The organism is uncultured Xanthomonas sp., assembly GCF_964278005.1.
In the GTDB taxonomy this organism is placed as follows: domain Bacteria; phylum Pseudomonadota; class Gammaproteobacteria; order Xanthomonadales; family Xanthomonadaceae; genus Xanthomonas_A; species Xanthomonas_A sontii.
Genome location: NZ_CAXYKF010000018.1, coordinates 35750 through 53709, shown reverse-complemented (window position 1 = coordinate 53709; position 17960 = coordinate 35750). Strand labels below are relative to the sequence as shown.

Here is a 17960-nt window from a genome sequence, read left to right as displayed (position 1 = left end):
GATGAGCACGCAACCGCTGTTGCTGGCCGGCCATTGGCAGGCCTCGCTGGAAGAGCGCGGCAGTTTCCGCGCCGAGGACCCGCGCGACGGGAGCGAGTTCGGCCCGTCGTTCCCGATCAGCGGCGCCGCCGACCTGGAAGCGGCGCTGAGCGCGGCGGCGCTGAGCGCCGATGCGCTGGCCGCGGCTGCGCCGGAACGCATCGCCGGGTTCCTGGATGCGTATGCGGACGCGATCGACGCCGACGTCGAGCGCCTGGTGGCGCTGGCCCATGCCGAAACCGGCCTGCCGGTGGAGCCGCGCTTGGCCAAGGTGGAACTGCCGCGCGCCAGCGGGCAGTTGCGCCAGGCCGCACAGGCAGTGCGCAGCCACAGCTGGGCGCAGCCGGTGATCGACACCGCGGCCGGCCTGCGCGCGCAGCTGGGGCCGCTGCACAAGCCGGTGCTCGTGTTCGGCCCGAACAATTTCCCGTTCGCGTTCAACGCGGTGGCCGGCAGCGATTTCGCCTCGGCCATCGCCGCGCGCAATCCGGTCATCGCCAAGGCGCATCCCTCGCATCCGGCCACCAGCCAGCGCCTGGCCCAGCTCGCGCACCAGGCGCTGCTGGCCAACGACCTGCCGGCGGCGACGGTGCAGTTGCTGTATCACTTCGACAGCACGCTGGGCCTGGAACTGGCAGGCGATCCGCGCCTGGGCGCGATCGGTTTCACCGGCAGCCGTGCCGGCGGGCTGGCGCTGAAGGCCGCCGCCGACCGCGCCGGGGTGCCGGCCTACGTCGAGTTGTCCAGCGTCAATCCGGTGTTCCTGCTGCCGGGCGCGCTGGCCGAACGCGGTGCGGCGCTGGCGCAGGAGTTCTTCGCCTCCTGCACCATGGGCAGCGGCCAGTTCTGCACCAACCCGGGCATCGTGGTGGTGCCCGAGGGCGAGGCCGGCGATGCCTTCGTCGCCGCGGCCACCGCGCATTTCGCCGCGGCTGCGCCGGCGCTGCTGTTCTCGCGCGGCGTGCTGGAGCATCTGCAGCGCAGCGTGGGCACGCTGCGCGATGCCGGCGCCACGGTGCTGGCCGGTGGCGAGGCCGATGCCGGCCCCGGCTATCGGCATGCGCCGACCCTGCTGCAAGTGTCGGCCGAGGCCTTCCTGCAGCAGCCCGAGGCGCTGCAGACCGAGGCGTTCGGCCCGGTCAGCCTGATCGTGCGCAGCGGCGGGTTGGGGCAGTTGACCGCCCTGGCGCGCAGCTTCGAGGGCAATCTCACCGGTACGCTCTATCGCGCCGCCGATGGCAGCGACGACATGGCCTTCGCCGCGCTGGCCGCGGCGCTGCGTCCGCGGGTCGGCCGCCTGATCTGCAACAAGATGCCGACCGGCGTGGCGGTGAGCCCGGCGATGAACCATGGCGGCCCGTATCCGAGCACCGGCCATCCGGGCTTCACTGCCGTCGGCATGCCCGCGGCGATCCGCCGCTTCGCCGCGCTGCACAGCTATGACGGCGTGCCCGACGCGCTGCTGCCGCCGTTGCTGCGCGATCGCAATCCCGGCGGCGTGCAGCGCTTGATCGACGGCAGCTGGAGCACCGCCGACGTGGAGCCGCGCGCATGAGCGAGCAGGCCCAGATCGGCGGGTTGACCCTGGAGCAGGCGCACGCACAACTGGCGCCGTGGCCGCACCGCGCGCCGGCGATCCAACAGCAGGAGTACCGGCAGCGCCTTGCCAACGCGCGTGCGCTGATGCGTGCGCACGGTGCCGACGCGCTGCTGATCGGCGCCGGCGCCTCGCTGCGCTATTTCACCGGCGTGCCGTGGGGCGCAAGCGAGCGCCTGGTGGCGATGTTGCTCACCGCCGAAGGCGATCCGCTGCTGATCTGCCCGGCGTTCGAGGAAGGCTCGCTGGACGCGGTGCTGTCGGTGCCGGTACGCAAGCGCCTGTGGCAGGAACACGAGGATCCGCACGCGCTGGTCGCCGAGGCCTTGCTGGAACTGGACGCGCAGAGCCTGGCGCTGGACCCGGGCGCGGCCTTCGCGGTGCACACCGGGCTGACGGCGGTGCTGGGGCGGATCGCCATCCGCGATGCGGCGGCGATCGTCGACGGTTGCCGCATGCGCAAGTCGCCGGCGGAACTGGCGCTGATGCAGCAGGCCTGTGACATGACCCTGCACGTGCAGCGGCTGGCCGCCGGGCTGATCCACGAAGGCATCACCACTGCGGAACTGACCCGCTTCATCGACCAGGCGCACCGCGCGCTCGGTGCCGACAACGGCTCGACCTTCTGCATCGTGCAGTTCGGCCATGCCACCGCGTATCCGCACGGCATTCCCGGCGTGCAGGCGCTGCGCCCGGGCGAACTGGTGCTGATCGATACCGGCTGCACGGTGCAGGGCTACCACTCCGACATCACCCGCACCTACATCTTCGGCGAGCCCAGCGAGAAGCAGCGACGCATCTGGCAACTGGAGCACGACGCGCAGGCGGCGGCCTTCGCCGCGGTGCGGCCGGGCGTGGCCTGCGCGGTGGTGGACGAGGCCGCGCGCAAGGTGCTGCAGCGTGCCGGGCTCGGCCCGGACTACCAGTTGCCGGGGCTGCCGCATCGCACCGGCCACGGTTGCGGCATGAGCATCCACGAGGCACCGTACCTGGTGCGCGGCAATGCGCTGGCGCTGGCCCCGGGCATGTGCTGCAGCAACGAGCCGATGATCGTGGTGCCGGGCGAGTTCGGTGTGCGCCTGGAGGATCATTTCTACGTCACCGAGGACGGCGCGCAGTGGTTCACGCCCCCGTCGCCGGCGATCGACCGGCCGTTCGCCTGATGCGTAGGGCGGCCGCCTGCAACGTTTGCGCGGCGGCCGCCGCGGTGTGTCACGGGCGCGTGCCGCCCTGCGGAGTTGCTCGATGAAGCACATACGTCTGCCCGTCGTCGGCATGCTGGCACTGGCCCTGCTGAGTGCCTGTCAGCCGTCGGCACCGTCGGCGCCTTCCACGCCGGCGGCAACGGCGCCGGCCAAGGCAAGCACCTCGCCGTCGCAGGCCTTCGCCGCGCTGCTCGACGCGCAGTGGCAGTACCAGCTCGAACACCATCCGGAGTTCGCCAGCATCATCGGCGACAGCCGCTACAACGATCGCTGGAGCGACTATTCGCTCGCCGCGCTGGAGGCCGAACGCCAGGCCACCGCTGCGTTCCTGGCGCGCTTCGATGCGATCGACCGCAAGGCGCTGTCGGCGCAGGAGCAGTTGAGCCTGCAGATGATGCAGCGGCAGTTGCGCGACCGGCTGGAGGCGATCGCGCTGAAGAACGACGAGATGCCGCTGGAGCCGGTCGGCGGCATCCAGGTGGCGCTGCCGGGCTATGCGCAGGCGTTTCCGTTCGCCAGCGTCAAGGACTACGAGGACTACATCAAGCGCCTGCAGGCGATCCCGGCGCTGCTCGACCAGGTGGTGGCGCTGTCGCGCGCCGGCGCCAGGGATGGGTTGGTGCAGCCGAAGTACCTGCTCGAGCGCATTCCCGCGCAGGTGCGCGAGATCGCCGCACCGGCCGGGGCCGACAGTCCGTTCGCCGCGCCGCTGCAGCAGTTCCCCGCGGCAGTGCCGGAGGCCGAGCGGCCGCGGCTGCGCGCGGCGATGATCGCGGCGATCGACCAGCAGGTGCGCCCGGCCTATCGCAAGCTCGCCGACTTCGTTGCCAATGAGTACGCGCCGCAGGGCCGCGTCCACGAAGGCCTGTGGTCGCTGCCCGATGGTGCGCGCCGCTACCGCTTCGCGATCCACACCCAGACCACCACCGATCAGTCGCCCGAGCAGATCCACCAGACCGGCCTGGCCGAGGTCGCGCGCATCGAGGGCGAGATGGGCGTCATCGCCAAGCAGCTCGGCTATGCCGATCTGGCTGCGCTACGCAAGGCGGTGGCCCATGATCGCAAGTTCTTCGCCACCTCGCCCGAGCAGATCCTGCAGCGCTACCGCGACGACATCGCGCAGATGCAGCCGCAGTTGCCCAAGCTGTTCGGCACCTTGCCGAAGACGCCGCTGGAGGTGCGCGCGATGCCGGCGTTCCGTGCCACCGCGCCCGGTGCCGAGTACTGGCAGAGCGATGCGCAGGGCAGCAAGCCCGGGCTGGTGATGGTCAACACCAGCGACTACGCGCACCGCACCCTGGTCAACATCGAGGCCACCGCGTATCACGAGGGCGTGCCCGGTCATCACCTGCAGATCTCGCTGGCGCAGACCCTGCCGCTGCCGCCGTTTCGCCAGCAATCCAGCTACAACGCCTACGTGGAAGGCTGGGCGCTGTACGCCGAGAAGCTGGGCAAGGAGGTGGGCTTCTACCGCGATCCGTACAGCGACTACGGCCGCCTGGCCGGCGAACTGCTACGCGCCAACCGACTGGTGCTGGATACCGGCGTCCACTACAAGCGCTGGACGCGGCAGCAGATGATCGACTTCTTCCACGCGCATCCGTCCGACGACGAGCCCAGCATCCAGGCCGAGACCGATCGCTACATCGTCTGGCCGGGCCAGGCGCTGGGCTACAAGCTCGGCGAACTGGACATCCTGGCGCTGCGCGAGAAGGCCAGGCGCGCGCTGGGCGATCGTTTCGACATCCGCGCTTTCCACGATGCCATCCTCGGCGGCGGTGCGATGCCGCTGGACCTGCTGGACGCGCGCATCGATGCCTGGATCGCCCAGGTCCAGGCCGGCACCCCCGCCACTTCGGAGACTTCGCGATGACCTCCCGTTCCCGACTGCGCACGGCGCTGGCCCTGGCCATCGCGTGCACCCTGGCCTGGCAGGGTGCTGCCGCCGCCGCGCCCGCAAAGATCGCCGCGCCGGCGGCCGCTGCCCCCGCTGGCGATGCCGGTGCGCGCTTCAAGGCGCTGTACCAGCGCGAGTGGAAATGGCGCCAGGAGCAGTTCGCCGGCGCCGACGACGAGGACGCGCAGGGACAGGCCGCCGATCACCTGCCCAAGGTCGATCCGGCCACCCAGGCGCAGCGCACCGCCTACTGGCAGCAGACGCTGCATGATCTGGATGCGATCGACCCGGCGCAGTTGTCGGCGCAGGACCAGGTGAACTACCAGGTCTATCGCCAGCAACTGCAGGTGCTGCTCGACCAGCAGCGGTTCCGCGCCTGGGAAATGCCGTTCAACAGCGACACCGCGTTCTGGAGCGACCTGGGGTTCACCGCGCGCGCCACCCTGCGCAACCGCGAGGACTACCAGCGCTATCTCGGACAGCTCGCCGACATCCCGCGCTACTTCGACGAGCAGATCGCCAACATGCGCGCCGGCCTGGCGCGCGGTTTCGCCCAGCCCAAAGTGACCCTGCAGGGCCGCGACCAGTCGATCGCCGAGGTCGCGCAGGCGCCGGGCGAGACCAATCTGTTCTACACCCCGTTCAAGCAGATGCCGGCGACGATCCCGGCGCCGCTGCAGGCGCAGTTGCGCGCGCAGGCGCGCACGGCGATCGCCCAGCAGGTGGTGCCGGCCTACGCCAAGCTGCTGCGTTTCATGCGCGAGGAATACCTGCCCAAGGCACGCCCGGCGCTGGCCGCCGAATCGATGCCCGACGGTGCGGCGTACTACCGAGCGCAGATCCGCGAATACACCACGCTCGACCTCAGCCCCGAGCAGATCCACGCGGTGGGCCTGAAGGAGGTGGCGCGGCTGCACAAGGAGATGGACCAGGCGATCGTCGACAGCGGCTTCAAGACCCCGCCGGGGCAGCAGACCTTCCCGGCGTTTCTGCACTATTTGCGCACCGATCCCAAGTTCTACGCCAAGACCCCGGAAGAACTGCTCAAGGACGCGGCGTGGATCGCCAAGCGCGTGGACGGCAAGATCGGCGACTACATCGGCCGGCTGCCGCGGCAACGCTTCGCGATCGAGCCGGTGCCGGCGGACCTGGCGCCGTTCTACACCGGCGGCCGCGGTGGCCCCGGCATCTACCTGGTCAACACCTACGACCTGCCGTCGCGGCCGCTGTACAACCTCGCTGCGCTGACCTTGCACGAGTCTTCGCCTGGTCATGCGCTGCAGATGCCGTTGGCGGCCGAGCAGGACAACCTGCCGGATTTCCGCCGCTACACCTTCATTTCCGCGTATGGCGAGGGCTGGGCGGTGTACTCGGAATACCTGGGGCAGGAGATGGGGATGTACGACACCCCGTACGACCGCTTCGGCTACCTGACCTACCAGATGTGGCGTGCGTGCCGGCTGGTGATCGACACCGGCATCCACCACGACGGCTGGACGCGGGAGCAGGCGCAGGCGTTCCTGCGCGACAACACCGCGCTCAGCGAGCACGAGGTGACCACCGAGGTCGACCGCTACATCGCCTGGCCCGGCCAGGCGCTGTCGTACTACCTGGGTGAGTTGAAGATCCTGGAGCTGCGGCGCAAGGCGGAGCAGGCGCTGGGCGAGAAGTTCGACATCCGCGCGTTCCACGACGCGGTGCTGGAGACGGGCTCGGTGCCGCTGCCGGTGCTGGAGCAGCGCATCGACCGGTTCATTGCCGAGGGTGGGAAGTCGCCTTGGTCGAAGGAGGCGGCGAAGCAATAAGCCCCTCCCCCCCCCCCCCCCGGGGGGGGGTGAGGGTCGGGGCGCGAAGCGCGTGCGGTGTTTCAGCTGCATGAGGCTTCGCCCGGACCCTCATCCGCCCCTTCGGGGCACCTTCTCCCGGGGGGGAGAAGGGAGCAATAAGCCCCTCTCCCCCCGAGAGAGGGTTGGGGTGAGGGTAGGGCGCGAAGCGCGTGCGGTGTTTCAGCTGCATGAGGCTTCGCTCGGACCCTCATCCGCCCCTTCGGGGCACCTTCTCCCGAGGGGAGAAGGCAAGTAAAAGCCCCTCTCCCTCCGGGAGAGGGGTTGGGGTGAGGGTAGGGAACGCCGCAGATCATCGAATCGCCAGTGACACCAATCCAGCGGGAGACGCCATGGCCGCACAAGGCAAGTTCCACAAGCGCTTGAGCCTCACCGATCTGACCTTCATCGGCTTGGGCTCGATCTTCGGGTCCGGTTGGCTGTTCTCGGCCAGCCACGTCTCGGCGATCGCCGGGCCGGCCGGCATCGTCTCGTGGATCGCCGGCGGCGTGGCGGTGCTGCTGCTGGGCCTGGTGTACTGCGAACTCGGCGCGGCGCTGCCGCGCGCCGGCGGCGTGGTGCGCTACCCGGAGTACTCGCACGGCGTGCTGCTGGGCTGGCTGATGGGCTTCATCACCCTGATCGCCTTCTCCAGCCTGATCGCGATCGAAGTGGAAGCGGCGCGGCAATACGCCGCGGCGTGGTTCCCCTGGCTCAACCAGGCCGGCAGCACCCATCCCAGTGTCGCCGGCTGGCTGCTGCAACTGGCGCTGCTGGTCGCGTTCTTCCTGCTCAACTACTACAGCGTCAAGACCTTCGCCACCGCCAACAACATCGTCAGCGTGTTCAAGTTCCTGGTGCCGGTGCTGGTGATCGTGCTGCTGATGGCGCACTTCGATGTGCGCAACCTGCACGTGCAGGGCTTCGCGCCGTTCGGCGCGGCCGGAGTGGAAGCGGCGATCTCCGCCGGCGGCATCATCTTCGCCTACCTCGGGCTCACGCCGATCGTGTCGGTGGCCAGCGAGGTGCGCGATCCGCAGCGCAATATCCCGATCGCGCTGATCCTGTCGGTGGCGCTGTCCACGGTGATCTACGTGCTGCTGCAGCTCGCCTTCCTCGGTGGGGTGCCGGCGCAACATCTGGTCAACGGCTGGGGCGGCATCGACAAGGCGTTCTCGCTGCCGTACCACGATATCGCCCTGGCGCTGGGCATGGGCTGGCTGGCGGCGCTGGTGATCTGCGACGCGATGATCTCGCCCAGCGGCACCGGCAACATCTACATGAACGCCACGCCGCGGGTGGTCTACGGTTGGGCGCGCAGCGGCGGATTCCTACCGGTGCTGACCAAGGTGGACGCCGCCTCCGGCATCCCGCGCCCGGCGCTGTGGCTGAGCCTGGGGCTGTCGGTGTTCTGGACCCTGCCGTTCCCCTCGTGGGAGGCGCTGATCAACGTGGTGTCGGCGGCGCTGGTGCTGAGCTATGCGGTGGCGCCGGTGACCGTGGCCGCACTGCGGCGCAGTGCGCCGGAGCTGCCTCGGCCGTTCCGGTTGCGCGGCATGGCGCTGCTCGGGCCGCTGTCGTTCATCGTCGCAGGCCTGATCGTGTACTGGTCGACCTGGAACACGCTGTCGTGGCTGCTTGGCCTGCAGATCGCCATGTTCGCGCTGTACGTGCTGTACCGCCTGCCCAACGCCGCCGGCCGTGCGCGGCTGTGGCGGCAGGTGCGCGGTGTGCTGTGGCTGATCGTGTTCTTCGCGCTGGTGTTGGTGGTGTCGCGCCTGGGCACCTTCGGCGGCAGCGGCTGGATCGCGCATCCCTGGGACACGCTGTGCGTGGCCGCGATCGCCTTGGGTTGCTACCACTGGGGTGCGCGCAGCGGCCTGCGTCCGGAGGAACTGGCGTTGGAAGAGGATGACGGGGAGTAGCCGTTGCGTGTGTGGAGAGGCGTAGGACGGTTCTTGTCCCTTTTTGTGGGATTGGCTGCGGCAGACGTCAACGGGTCAGCCCGTCGCGGCTAAAGCCGCTCTACGGGAAACAGCGCGTCATGAGATTTTTGGAAACCGAATGAAAAAGTTCGTCGTATCGATCGTCATGGCACTGGCCTGCTGCGCCGGTGCCGCCCAGGCCGCGCCCAGCGTCGCCGACTACCAGCGCTCGCTGGGCCTGCGCGAGGCCTGGATCGGCCTGACCGAGAACGTGACCTGGCCGGCGCAGTGGCGCGACGACGGCGCGTTCTACTACCGCAAGACCGTGCCGGGCGGTTTCGCCTTCGAGGTCGAGGACGTGGCCAGCCAACGCAAGCAGCCGGCGTTCGACCAGGCGCGGCTGGCGCGCGCGCTGGGCGCGGCAACCGGCACCGCCTATCCGGCGCTGCGCCTGCCGTTCGCGCGTTTCGCCTACGTCGCAGAGGGTGGCAAGGCGCAGGCGGCGATCGCCTTCGAGCTCGATGAGACGCCGTGGCGCTGCACGCTCACCACCTACGTCTGCGCGCGTGCCGACCGCGGCCCGCAGCCGCGGCCGCGCGGTTTCGGTGTGGTGCGCGATCTCAGCGTGCCGGCCGATGCCACTCCGCGGCGCTCGCCGGACGGACGCTGGGACGCCTATGTCGACGGCAATGCGCTGATGCTGCGCGCGGTGGCGGACGGCCACACGCTGCGCCTGGCCGACGATGGCCGCAGCGACGATTTCTACGACCCGGAAACGATTGCGTGGTCGCCGGATTCGCAGCGGCTGGCGTTGTACCGGGTGAAGCCCGGCTTCCCCCGCCGCGTCACCCGGGTCGAGGCGGCGCCGCCCGGCGGCGGCCAGCCGATCGTGCGCACGCAGCTGTATCCCAAGCCCGGCGATGCGGTGGACATCGAGCGGCCGGTGCTGTTCGACCTCGGCGCGCTGGCGCGCGGCGGTGCGCCCAAGCGCCTGCCCATCGACGACGCGCTGTTCGCCAACCCGTACCAGCTCTCGCCGATCCAGTGGCGACGCGACAGCGCCAGCTTCGTGTTCGACTACGTGCAGCGCGGCTTCCAGCGCATGCGCGCGATCGCGGTGGACGCGTTCACGGGCAAGGCGCATGTGGCGGTGGGCGAGGACGCCAAGACCTTCGTGTACGCCGACCGCAGCTACCACCACGATGTCGACGGCCTGGGCCAGGAAATCCTGTGGATCTCCGAGCGCGATGGTTGGCGCCACCTGTACCTGTTCGACGGTGCCAGCGGCCGGATCAAGGCGAAGCTGACCAAGGGCGAGTGGATCGTGCGCGACGTGCTGCGCGTGGACGATGCGCAGCGGCGCATCTGGTTCACCGCCAGCGGCATGGATGCGGGCAAGGATCCGTACTACCGGCAATTGTTCGCGGTGGATTTCGACGGCGGCCACCTGACCCGGCTGACCCAGGTCGATGCCGACCACGACGTGGCCATCGCCGACGATGGGCGCCATTACGTGGACGTGTATTCGCGTCCGGACATGGCCCCGGTGATGGAACTGCATGCCATCGACGGGCGGCTGCTGCAGGTGGTGGAGCGCGGCGACATCCGCAAGCTGCAGGCCGCCGGCTGGCGCGCGCCGCAGACCTTCGTCGCCAAGGGTCGCGACGGCAAGACCGACATCTGGGGCATGGTGGTGCGCCCGCGCGACTACGACCCGCACAAGAAGTACCCGGTGATCGAGAACATCTACGCCGGCCCGCACGATTCCTTCGTGCCCAAGACCTTCTGGCCGTTCGGCTATCACTCCGGCGGCGACAAGCAGATCGGCATGCAGGCGCAGGCCGACCTGGGCTTCATCGTGGTGATGATCGACGGCATGGGCACGGCCAACCGTTCCAAGGCTTTCCACGACGTGGCCTGGAAGAACCTCGGCGATTCCGGTTTCCCCGACCGCATCGCCTGGCACAAGGCGCTGGCCGCACAGGATCCGTCCTACGACATCGGCCGCGTCGGCATCTACGGCGCGTCGGCCGGCGGGCAGAGCACGCTGGGCGCGCTGGAGCGGCATCCGGACTTCTACAAGGTCGGCGTGGCCTATGCCGGGTGCTACGACAACCGCATGGACAAGATCAGCTGGAACGAGCAGTGGATGGGCTGGCCGGTGGACGCCAGCTATGCCCGCGCCTCCGGCGTGGACAATGCGGCCAAGCTGCGTGGCGACCTGCTGCTGATCGTCGGCGAGCAGGACAGCAACGTCGACCCGGCCTCGACCGCGCAGGTGGTGGACGCACTGATCAAGGCCGGCAAGGACTTCGATCTGCTCGCCGTGCCCGGCGGCGAACACACCGTCGGCCGCTCCACCGGTCCCATCGATTACGTGCAACGGCGCCAGTACGACTTCTTCGTGCGGCATCTGTTGGGGGAGCCGACGCCGCGTTGGAATGGCGTGGACGGACGCGTTGCGCGATAAGTAGAGCGCGCCTGCATGAATGTCAGAGATGCCGCCTTCCGGTGGCGGCATCGGATCATTCGGAAATCGTGGATTTAATAGAATCCGGCGTCACAGTTGGCGCCTTTGATCGTCGCTAATGAGCGATTTTTAATGGTATAGGTTCCGCCATAGGGTAGTCCTATTGCCATGCGCTTTGGATTTGTGACGTAGAACGTCTTTGCGGCTTTGTCGTACGTGACGTTTCTGGGGTCGTCGGTTTCGACATAGACTCTTTTTTCGGCTGCAGGCGTGCCAGAGTATGTGATCGCAAAAAAGATATTGCCGGGGGCGAAGAAATCGCATCCTGTTTCAAGGCCCATGTGTTCTTCGCCAGCGGTGAAGTCATAGGTTACTTTTTCCAAGGGCATGAAGAACCACGAGTTCTCGCCTATTCCGCAATTGCCTGCTCCGGCAATGGAAAACAACGCGCATGCCACGACTGATTTTTTATAAATCTTCATTCTTCTCTCTTGCAAGTGAGTCAAGTGAATCAAGTGGAATTCGATAAGAAATCTAATTTTATTTAATGAATTTTGTATTTCGGAATATATACCCTGAATTTTTAAGGAAAATAAAATTAACAGTTCATTCAAGAGGCGTCAAGATAATTTCATATTTATGACACATTAATTTGGCCGAATGACGTGGCGATCCATCCGCGGTCCGCTGCGAACAGGGCAGCAATATCATCTGACTTCGATCGCACAATTGATGGATGGGTGGATCGCGATCGCCAATACTTCGACGTGTTTCCTTGACCTTTCGGCAGAAGGAGCCCCGCAGGGGCGGATGAGGGGGCGGAGGAGGCATTGGGGTTTCGCAGGCATCGCGGCGCTTCCGTACCCTCAGCCCCAACCCTCTCCCGGCGGGAGAGGGGCCTTTGCTCTCGGCGCCGATGCGTTCGCTCCTGCGAATCCCCAATCCCGACTCCCGCCCCTAAAGATGCGGCGAACTCGGCCGATATCCCGGCAAGTCTCCTTGTGCCACGGCCTGCCATGACCGCCATCGCTCCCAGTTCCTCGCTCGCGCTGTCCGGCATGCGCGCTGCCACGTCCGGGCTGCAGGTGCGCGCCAACAACATCGCCAATCTCGCCACCGACGGGTTCCAGCGTTCGGTGCCGGTGAACCAGGCGAGTGCCGGCGGTGGCGTGGTCGGGCAGGTGCGGCAGGCCGACGGGCAGGGCAGCGATCTGGTCGACGACATGGTCGGCACGCTGACCGAGCGCACCGCGTTCCAGGCCAATGCGCGGGTGCTGCGCGCGGCCGACGACAGCATCGGCAGCCTGCTCGACGTGCTCGCGTAAGCCGTCGCCGACGCGTTGCGTTCCCGCAGCGCAACATCGCCGCGATCACGCGGCTATGCGATTTTCCGCATCCATCCTCGGTACAGCGCACAAGACGCTGCGGCGCGCACCGCGCACGATGCGACGATCGCATTGCATCGGGGACGGTAGATGGATCGGAGAGATTTCCTGCGTCAGGGCCTGGCGGTCGGTGCGGTCGCCGGTGTGGAAGTGCTGGCCGGGCGCGCCGCCGCGACACCGGTAGCGGCCAGCGCCGCACGTGCGCCTGCGCCGCCGCACCTGCAGCCGTTGGCGGCCGACACCCTCGCCGGGCACACCCTGCACTGCCGGTTCGTCGAGGCCGGCGCGACCTGGGAGGTGTACGAAGACCTGCGCCAGCCCGACGGCGATCTGACCCTGCGCGGGCCGGGCGGGGCGCTGGTGCTGGGCAAGCGCACCGAAGCGGTGTTCCCTGCGGCGCAGGCCCCGTACTTCGGCATGGCCCTGGCCGAAGTGGCGATGGCCGATGCCGACCTGCTCGCCGATCGCCTGCTGCGCGACGGCGACCCCCGCGCCGACGAGGTGCGCGACGTCGCGCCGCCGCCGGCCTCGCAACTGGATCCCAAGGACTACAACGGGCGCCTGCCGTGGACCACCTTCGTCGGCACCCGCGAGTGCGCCGACACCATGCCGGTGTACCCGGATGGGCGCACCCGCTGCTATCGCGCGATCCAGGCGTTCCCGGAGCTGGGCAAGGACGAGCTGGTGCGGCGCCGCAGCGAAGGCCTGCTCGGCGGCTGGATGCCGGCGGTGCGCAAGGTAGTGCCGGCCGGCGAGGGCCGCTACTACGACATCCTGCTGTTCGCCGACGTGCTGGCCGAGGACCGCTTCGTGGTGCAGACCTGGCACCGCAGTGCGCTGGTGGAGCAAGGCAAGGTCAGCAAGGTCGTGTACGGCTACAGCTATCCCGACTACCCGCCGCGGCGCGGCCCGCGCAGCGCCGAGGATTTCTACCGCGGTCTGCTCGCCTTCGCCGGCTACTGGCAGGCGCAGCTCGCCGACACTGTGCAGGCGCAAACCCCGGATGCGAGTTGGCGCGACATGGCGCGCTTCGCCTTCGCCCGCGAACTGGTGGTGCGTCCGGGCGGCACCTATCCCAAGTACGGCGCGGTGGACCGCGACTACTACGGCAACGAGTACGACGGCTTCCAGGACACCTTCACCAGTTCGCTGTACGCCAACCTGGAATGGGGGCGTTTCAGTCAGGCGGCGGCGGTGCTGGACGGCTATTTCAGTGACTTCGTGCAGGCCGACGGCATGGTCAACATGCGTGGCCCGGAGACCGGCCAGTTCGGGCTGACCCTGTCGCTGCTGGCGCGCTACCTGCGCTACACCGGCGATGCCGCGCTGCTGCGCAAGCACCGCGACAAGATCGCCGCCACCGCGCAGGTGCTGGTCGAGCTGCACGACGCCAGCCTGCGCCTGCCGGCATCGGCACCGGGGCATGGCCTGCTCCACGGCTGGAACGAATCCGACGCCTGCCTGTTCCCCGATCCGCAGGTGTGGTGGAAGCCGTACTACGCCAACAGCGCGCTGACGGTGCGCGGCTGGCAGGACCTGGCGGCGGTGTGGAGCGGCATCGCCGGGCCCGGTGGGCAGGCCGCCGCGGCGCAATGGCAGCGGCGCGCGCAGCAGTTGTCCGCGCAATTGTTGCGCACGCTGCGTGGCAACATCCGCCGCGATCTGCAGCCGCCTTACATCGGCCCGCTGCCGGGGGTGAAGCTGACGTTCCGCCAGTCGCTGCAGCAGGAGCATCCCAGCGAGCAGGGCTGGCCGCACCGCGCCTATGCCGAACTGCTGCAGGCCGACGTGCTGCCCGACGACCTGGCGCACCTGGTCATCGACTGCGTGCGCGGCCACGGCGGCACCAGCCTCGGTGTGGTCGGCAACATCACCGCGCCGACCCCGGAGGCGCGCGACCTGCTCGGCTTCATCTCCTACGGCTACGCGCAGCAGTTGCTGCGCCTGGACCGGATCGAGGAATACCTGCTGTTCCTGTACGCGCACCGCTTCCACGTGCATACCCGCGGCAGCTGGACCGCGGGCGAGGTCACCGGCATCACCGGCGGCATGCCGCTGTTCTGCATCCCGGCGCAGCTGACCATCCCGCTGCTGCTGCGCTGGATGCTGGTGTTCGAGGACAGCGCCGGCGAGGAACTGTTCCTGGCGCGGGCGGTGCCGCGCGACTGGCTGGGCAGCGGCGAGACGATCGCGATCGACGCCGCGCCGACGCGCTGGGGCAGGGTGTCGCTGGCGCTGCGCGGGGATCCGGCGCGCAAGCGCATCGACGGCCGCGTGACGCTGCCGGCGCAGCGGCCGGCACGCACCTGGCTGATCCTGCGCGTGCCGGCCGGCACCCGCCTGCAGGAGGTGCAACTGGACGGGCAGCCGGCGGCGCTGTCCGGGCCGCGCAACGAGCGCGTGCTGGTGCCGGCCGGCAGCGCAGCGACGGTGGCGATTTCCGCCGTCTACGGCTGAGTGGCGAAAAAGTCGGAAACGTCCCGCCTGCCTGCGGGGCAGTGCGGTATTCCGCACGTTTTCCCGATAAATACGACAAGACGCCACGCGCGTCGTACGCGCACATTGTGACCGTGCAGTGAATGTCCAAGGGGGAGATTCCTGCACGTCACCGGGGACGCAGCGCATGGGTCGTGCGCGTCGCCGTGCAGGCGGCGTCGGGATCGTCCCATCCGATGGCGCATGCGTGGACACGTCCGTTTTCGTATCCGCCACACGCGCTGGCGACGGGGCGGCCGCCTGGGGAAGGGCGGCGTTCCGGCGATCGTCAGGCTGCCGCTCAGGAGATTTCCGATGCCGTCTTTGCTCGAACGCGTTGCGCCGCTGCTCCCGTGTTCCTGGCGCGCCGCGCCGCAGCCCGGTCCGCTGGCCGCGGCGATCTGCACCGCCCTGGCCCTGCTCGCGCCGGCGGCGCAGGCGCAGGATGCGCCGACGCAGGATAGCCTGGCGACCACGCTGGAACGCATCAGCGTCACCGGCAGCCATCTGCGCCGGGTCGATGCGGAAACCGCCAGCCCGGTCATCACCATCGACCGCCAGCGCATCGAGGACAGCGGCCAGGACACCCTCGGCCAGTTGCTGCAGCAACTGCCGGCGATGGCCGGCAACATGCCCAACGTCGCGCTCAACTCCGGCTTCAGTCACGGTCGCGCGCTGGTGTCGCTGCGCAACCTCGGCCCCGAGCGCACCCTGGTGCTGGTCAACGGCCATCGCATGGCCGGGCCGGCCAGCAGCGTCGCCGCCGCGCCCGGCGTGGACGTCAACGCGATTCCGGCGGCCATGGTCGAGCGCATCGAGGTGCTCACCGACGGCGCCTCGTCGGTGTACGGCTCCGACGCCATCGCCGGCGTGGTCAACATCATCCTCAAGGACAAGTACGACGGCTTCGCCGCCACCGCCGACTACGGCCTGAGCACCCACGGCGACGGCAACCGGCGCTCGCTCGGCCTGGAGTGGGGCAAGACCTGGGACCGCGGCGGGCTGATCCTGGGCGTGAGCCGCAGCTCGATGAACGCGCTGTACGACAGCGATCGCGACTACGCGCGCACCGCGCAGAACTATCTCAACGGCCAGGTGGTGGAGCGCCGCGGCAACGGCACCCGCGCCTTCCTGCGCAATGGCAGCGTGCTGACGCCCAACGCCAACCTGGCGCCGGGCCAGGTCACCGCCAGCGACTTCCATACCTACAGCCAGGCGGTGGAAGGCTACAACTCCTACACCGGGCAGTACCTGATCACCCCGGTGCAGCGCACCAACGCCTCTGCACACGCCACGTTCGATTTCACCCCGAACGTGCAGGGCTACCTGGACATGTTCTGGACCCGCAGCGAGACCACCTCGCAGCTCACCGCCTACGGCCTGGAACTGCCCAACGCCGCGCAGAACTACTACAACCCCTTCGGCGCCCAGCTCAGCCGCTACCTGCTGCGTTCGGTGCCGGCCAACACCCGCGTCTACACCTCGACGATGTACCAGACCAACATCGTCGCCGGCTTGCGCGGCAAGTTCGGCGACAGCAGCTGGCAGTGGGATGCGGCGGCCGGCTACGCGCACTACAAGGACACCCTGGTGCGCAACGGCTTCTCCATCACCTCGGCGCTCAACAACGCGGTGGGTGCCTCGTTCCGCGACAGCGACGGCACCATCAAGTGCGGTACGCCCGGCAACGTCATCGCCGGCTGTACCCCGATCAACGTGTTCAACCCGGACGATCCGGCCACCATCGCCGGCATCAAGGCCACCCAGAGCGCGGTCGACCTGATCGACGAGAGCACGATGAAGTTCGCCGAGGCCAGCGTCAACGGCGACCTGTTCGCGATGCCGGCCGGAGCGGTGCAGGCCGCGTTCGGCCTGTCGTTCCGCAAGAACGGCTTCTCGCAGGGCACCAGCAATCCGGTGGCGGCGGCCGATGCCGACGGCAACTGCGACTACAACGACGGTTGCATCATGAACCAGGGCCACGACGAGACCATCAAGGAGGCGTATGCCGAAGTGCTGGTACCGCTGCTCAAGGGCGTGACCGGCGCGCAGGCGCTGAACCTCAACCTGGGCACGCGCTACTCGCGCTACGACTACTGGGGCAGCACCACCAACAGCAAGGTGGCGCTGGAATGGCGACCGATCGACAACCTGCTGATCCGCGCCACCGGCTCGCAGGTGTTCCGCGCGCCGGCGCTGGGCGATCTGTACGGCTCCCCGTTCAACGGCGTGGTCGACGACGCCGGCACCTATACCGATCCGTGCAACGGCTACACCGGCGGCGGCAATCCCGCGGCCTGCGCCAACGTGCCGACCAACGGCAGCTTCGTCAACAGCTCCTCGTTCACCGTGCTCACCACCGGCTCGGCCAACGCGGGCTTTGCGATCAAGCCCGAGCAGGGGCGCTCCTACAACATCGGCGCGGTGTACGACCCGGGCTGGGCCGAGGGTCTGTCGCTGAATCTGGACAGCTGGCGCGTCACCCTGGACGACATGATCAACGGCACCGGCCTGGATCAGGTGCTGCAGAACTGTTACGACGGCCAGAGCGCCTACTGTCCGCTGATCAAGCGCGGCCCCACCGGGCAACTGGTCAGCGTGACCGTGCCGTTCGCGATCAACAGCGGCAAGGTCGACATCCGCGGCGACGACGTCGGCATCAAGTACGCCTTGCCGGAGACGGCGTGGGGTCGCTTCCGCGCCGGTGTCGATGCCACCTACCTGTCCAGCTACAAGTTCAGCGGCGATCCGCACAACTACGTAGGCGAACAATCCAGCTACGGCAACCTGCCGCGCTGGCGCGCCAACTTCACCCTCGACTGGGACAACGGCCCCTGGCACGCGAGCTGGAACACGCGGCTGATCGGGCGCACCACCGTCGGCAGCGCCTACGAGGACTTCTGCGTCAACACCGCCGCCGACGGCAGTTGCGTGTACTTCCCGGTCGGCACGGTGACCTATCACGACGCCAGCGTGAGCCGGAAGTTCGAGAGCCTGCATACCACCCTGGCGCTGGGCGTGAACAACCTCGGCAATCGCACGCCGCCGCGCTACTACGGCTATGCCAGCGCGGCCAACACCGATGCGTTCACCTACGACACGCTGGGGCGCTACTTCTGGGCGCGGATCAGGACCGAGTTTTGA

Annotated in this window: 10 protein-coding genes; 9 read left to right on the top strand and 1 reads right to left on the bottom strand. The window is 68.5% G+C overall.

The window, feature by feature from the left end:
• Position 1: 1 nt before the first annotated feature.
• The 6 genes from ACHWVH_RS12130 to ACHWVH_RS12105 all read left to right on the top strand — a co-directional run bounded on the left by ACHWVH_RS12130 (position 2) and on the right by ACHWVH_RS12105 (position 10956).
• Positions 2-1594, top strand: coding sequence for an aldehyde dehydrogenase family protein (locus tag ACHWVH_RS12130; RefSeq protein WP_152235765.1), 1593 nt, complete (start codon positions 2-4; stop codon positions 1592-1594).
• A complete protein-coding gene (locus tag ACHWVH_RS12125; RefSeq protein WP_295926751.1) occupies positions 1591-2799 on the top strand; it encodes a Xaa-Pro peptidase family protein in 1209 nt (402 codons plus the stop codon). The genes ACHWVH_RS12130 and ACHWVH_RS12125 overlap by 4 nt, the downstream gene beginning before the upstream one ends.
• 82 nt (positions 2800-2881) lie before the next feature.
• Positions 2882-4714: a DUF885 family protein gene (locus ACHWVH_RS12120; RefSeq protein WP_295926747.1), complete on the top strand. Its 1833-nt coding sequence runs from the start codon at positions 2882-2884 to the stop codon at positions 4712-4714.
• Positions 4711-6543, top strand: coding sequence for a DUF885 domain-containing protein (locus ACHWVH_RS12115; protein ID WP_394687265.1), 1833 nt, complete (start codon positions 4711-4713; stop codon positions 6541-6543). Before ACHWVH_RS12120 ends, ACHWVH_RS12115 begins: the two co-directional genes overlap by 4 nt.
• Before the next feature lie 371 nt (positions 6544-6914).
• Positions 6915-8486, top strand: a complete 1572-nt coding sequence (locus ACHWVH_RS12110; protein ID WP_394687264.1) for an APC family permease — start codon at positions 6915-6917, stop codon at positions 8484-8486.
• A gap of 139 nt (positions 8487-8625) precedes the next feature.
• Positions 8626-10956: a DPP IV N-terminal domain-containing protein gene (locus ACHWVH_RS12105; protein WP_394687263.1), complete on the top strand. Its 2331-nt coding sequence runs from the start codon at positions 8626-8628 to the stop codon at positions 10954-10956.
• A 74-nt stretch (positions 10957-11030) separates the two neighbouring features.
• On the opposite strand, the gene ACHWVH_RS12100 is transcribed toward ACHWVH_RS12105, so the two are convergent.
• Positions 11031-11438: a hypothetical protein gene (locus ACHWVH_RS12100; RefSeq protein ID WP_152181887.1), complete on the bottom strand. Its 408-nt coding sequence runs from the start codon at positions 11436-11438 to the stop codon at positions 11031-11033.
• A 534-nt stretch (positions 11439-11972) separates the two neighbouring features.
• On the opposite strand from ACHWVH_RS12100, the gene ACHWVH_RS12095 reads away from it, so the two are divergent.
• The 3 genes from ACHWVH_RS12095 to ACHWVH_RS12085 all read left to right on the top strand — a co-directional run bounded on the left by ACHWVH_RS12095 (position 11973) and on the right by ACHWVH_RS12085 (position 17960).
• The gene (locus tag ACHWVH_RS12095) at positions 11973-12281 is read left to right on the top strand and encodes a flagellar basal body protein (protein ID WP_152181888.1); all 309 of its coding nucleotides are present in this window, start codon (positions 11973-11975) and stop codon (positions 12279-12281) included.
• Between the two features lie 150 nt (positions 12282-12431).
• Entirely contained in the window at positions 12432-14798 is a 2367-nt protein-coding gene (locus tag ACHWVH_RS12090; RefSeq protein ID WP_394687262.1) for a Tat pathway signal protein, read from the top strand.
• 333 nt (positions 14799-15131) lie between these two features.
• Complete coding sequence (locus tag ACHWVH_RS12085; RefSeq protein ID WP_394687261.1) at positions 15132-17960, top strand: TonB-dependent receptor domain-containing protein; 2829 nt, start codon at positions 15132-15134, stop codon at positions 17958-17960.